This is a genomic window from Streptomyces sp. NRRL F-4489 (genome assembly GCF_001509485.1).
In the GTDB taxonomy this organism is placed as follows: Bacteria; Actinomycetota; Actinomycetes; order Streptomycetales; family Streptomycetaceae; genus Streptomyces.
Genome location: NZ_LLZI01000128.1, coordinates 1 through 3,044, shown reverse-complemented (window position 1 = coordinate 3,044; position 3,044 = coordinate 1). Strand labels below are relative to the sequence as shown.

The following is a 3,044-nucleotide window of genomic DNA, read 5'->3' as shown; positions in this document are numbered from 1 at the left end:
CCCCCGGTCCGCCCCGCCCTCCCCGCTCATGCCTCCCCCTCCCGCACGCGTCCCCGCGCCCCATCGGCGATCATCCGCATGGCCAGCCGCAGGGCCGCCGCCTGGGCCGGTGCCAGCTCGGCCACCAGCAGCTCCGCCCACATCTCCGCCCCGTCTGCCCGTGCCGGGCCGTCCGCTCCCCGGACCCCCGCGGCGATCGCCGCCACGACCTCCTCGGGCACGCACTCCACCATCGCCCGCGCCGCCTCCTCGACCCGCGGATCGTCCGCCGCCACCCCCGCCAGCGCGTCCAGCTGCCCGTACGCCGCGTACGCCCGCTCCATCGAACCCGGCGCCGCGAACGTCTCCCGCAGCGCCGCCGCCATCGCCCCGCGCACCTGGCCGTTCCCGGACGCCTCCAGCAGCGCCAGCATCTCCCGCTCACGCGCCGCCATCGCCGGCTCCGGCCCGGGGAGCCGCGCCGAGGTCCGCGCCATCTCCGCGAAGAGATCCGCCAGTTGCCCCGATACGGGCCCCTCCTCCGGGAGCCCGCCCGGCTCCTCGGTACGCCGCAGCAGGTCCGCCAGGCGCGCCCGCCGCTCCCGCAGGGCCTCCTCCTGGCGGGCCAGATCCGCGTCCAGCTCCGTCAGCACCTCCCGCAGCTCCCGCCCGGCGTCGTCGGCCAGGACGTCCCGGACCTCCTCCAGCCCGAGCCCCAGCTCCGTCAGCCGCCGCACCCGGGCCAGCGCCACCGCGTCGCGCAGCCCGTACTCCCGGTAGCCGTTGGCCCGCCGTTCCGGTTCCGGGAGCAGGCCCAGGTGGTGGTAGTGCCGAATGGTCCGCGTGCTGACGCCGGCGATCCCGGCGAGTTCCCCGATGCGCATGCGGCCAGTAGAAACGTTGACGCAACGGCAAGGTCAAGCCGCCGGCGGCGGCCAGGTAGCATGGTCGGCACGGCGGACGAGCCGGCCGGGCGGCCGCGTGGGGATCGTGATCCCCCCGAGGAACGTCCGGGCTCCACAGGGCAGGGTGGTGGGTAACGCCCACCCGGGGTGACCCGCGGGACAGTGCCACAGAAAGCAAACCGCCGGGCCGCACGGCCCGGTAAGGGTGAAACGGTGGTGTAAGAGACCACCAGTGCCCAGGGTGACCTGGGCAGCTAGGTAAACCCCACCCGGAGCAAGGTCAAGAGGGGCCGTCGGCTGACGGCCCTGCGCGGACGACCGAGGGCTGCCCGCCCGAGTCCGCGGGTAGACCGCACGAGGCTGCCGGCAACGGCAGCCCTAGATGGATGGCCGCCTCCCGGCCGACCGCAAGGTCGCCCGGAGACAGAACCCGGCGTACAGGCCGACTCGTCCGCCGCCGTAAAGCCCCTCGGGCGGACGGTCAGCTGCTCTTGTCAAGCACCCGGGGCCGGCAGTGGGTGCTGGGGCTCGGCGCCGAGAGCCAGGCTGCGGTGAGATTCCTGCATACCCTCGGGCAATTCGTCGGGCGAGAACCATTTCGCGTCCAGGATCTCGAACGAGTCGATCTTCAGGTCACCGCCCACCAGCAATGCTTCGTAAGCGACCTCGACGCGGAGCTTGTAGCCGCTCTTGAGGTGGATGAGGCGTCCGGCCTTGACCTCCGGGCCGGTCTCTTCCCGGACCTCACGCTCGACGGTCTCGCCGAAGTCCTCGCTCTTGTTCGCGTAGCCGGTGGGGAGTCCCCATTGACGCCCTTCAGGCCACATGCGGTGCCGCAGGAGCAGCACGCGGCCCTGGTCGTCGCGGACGACGCCGGTCACCCCGACCACGAACTTCGCGTGCGCCAGTCAGAGCACTCGCCATTGCAACGGGCCCCGGATGATTCGCCACAGTCGCGCGATGATTCGCTTCATGCCGTCCTTCTTCAGCAGAGATCGGGTGGCGCGATCCCCAGGAGGTCCGGAAACGCCACCGCGAGTCCAGGACGGGACGGTCAGCGGGTGCGTAGCCGGCCCAGGAGTTTTACGCCGGGCTTTTCTATGAGTTCGTGGAGGAGGGCGGCTAGGACGAGGGAGACGGAGAAGACGGCCAGCATGTTGGGGAGGAGGGGGATTTTTCCGTGGCCTTGCATGACGTGATTCGAGGCGGAGATGACCAGTTCGTGGGTCAGGTAGAAGCAGAAGGAGACTTCGCCGAGGTAGACGAGGCCGCGTTTGCGGAGGAGGGAGAAGGCGCCGGTGATGTCCGAGCGGGCTGCGGCGGCGATGAGGAGGATGTAGGGAACGATGGTGCAGGCGGAGAAGTGGGCCACTTTGGGTACGAGACGGACGAGCCACAGGAGGGCGACGGCGGAGAGGGCGAGGCTCAGGGTGACGCCGGGGCCGCGCCAGTGCCCCTGTTTGACGAGGAAGGCCGCGGCGATTCCGGCGAGGAATTCGGGGAGGCGGGTCAGGGGGAGGACGTAGGCGAGGTAGTCGCCCTGCCATCCGGTGAGGGTGTGGACCGGCCCGGCGGCGAGCGGCAAGAGGATGACGAACGCGGCGGAAGCGGCGAGGACGAGCCAGAGCTTTCGCGGGTGCAGTCTCTTCAGTGCGGGGGCGAGGAACGGGAAGGTGAAATAGAAGAAGAATTCGCAGCTCAGGGACCAGGAGACGCTGTTGAAGCCGAACCAGTAATTCCGCGCGTTGGGGATCCAGGACTGGGTGAGGGTGAGGTTGGCCAGGGCGATTCCCGGGCGCATTTCCGAGCCCAGCCAGAGGGCGAGTGCGACGGCTGCCAGGAAGGTGACGAAGTGGGCGGGGTAGATACGGGAGAAGCGGCGCCACCAGAATCCGGTGCGGCTGTCGCCGGGGCGTATCGACCAGGCCAGGACGAAGCCGGAGAGGATGAAGAAGAAGGAGACGGCGGAGGGGGCGCCGTAGGTGATTTTCTGCAGCAGGGCGAGGTGTTTCGCGGGTCCGGCGAAAGTGTCCTCGTAGGCGAAGTGCATGCAGAAGATGGCGAGGGCGGCGAGCCAGCGGAGTCCGGTGAGGGAGTCCAGGCGGGTGGGGGTGCCCGGGCCCCCTTTCCTAGGGGTGGGGGAGACGGCCGCAGGGGTGG

Annotated in this window: 3 protein-coding genes and 1 other RNA gene; 1 reads left to right on the top strand and 3 read right to left on the bottom strand. The window is 70.4% G+C overall.

Features of this window, described 5'->3' with window-relative positions:
- Positions 1-26: 26 nt before the first annotated feature.
- The gene (locus ADL22_RS12820) at positions 27-863 is read right to left on the bottom strand and encodes a MerR family transcriptional regulator (RefSeq protein ID WP_066977409.1); all 837 of its coding nucleotides are present in this window, start codon (positions 861-863) and stop codon (positions 27-29) included.
- Positions 864-940: 77 nt separating this feature from the next.
- On the opposite strand from ADL22_RS12820, the gene rnpB reads away from it, so the two are divergent.
- An RNA gene (gene rnpB / locus ADL22_RS12815) (RNase P RNA component class A) lies at positions 941-1,338 on the top strand.
- A gap of 40 nt (positions 1,339-1,378) precedes the next feature.
- Here the strand turns inward: rnpB and ADL22_RS12810 are convergent.
- Both ADL22_RS12810 and ADL22_RS12805 read right to left on the bottom strand, forming a co-directional pair.
- Positions 1,379-1,792, bottom strand: a complete 414-nt coding sequence (locus ADL22_RS12810; RefSeq protein WP_234430666.1) for an NUDIX domain-containing protein — start codon at positions 1,790-1,792, stop codon at positions 1,379-1,381.
- Positions 1,793-1,938: 146 nt separating this feature from the next.
- Positions 1,939-3,044, bottom strand: a 1,106-nt coding sequence (locus ADL22_RS12805; RefSeq protein WP_159048653.1) for an acyltransferase family protein, incomplete at its 5' end; no start/stop codon positions are given.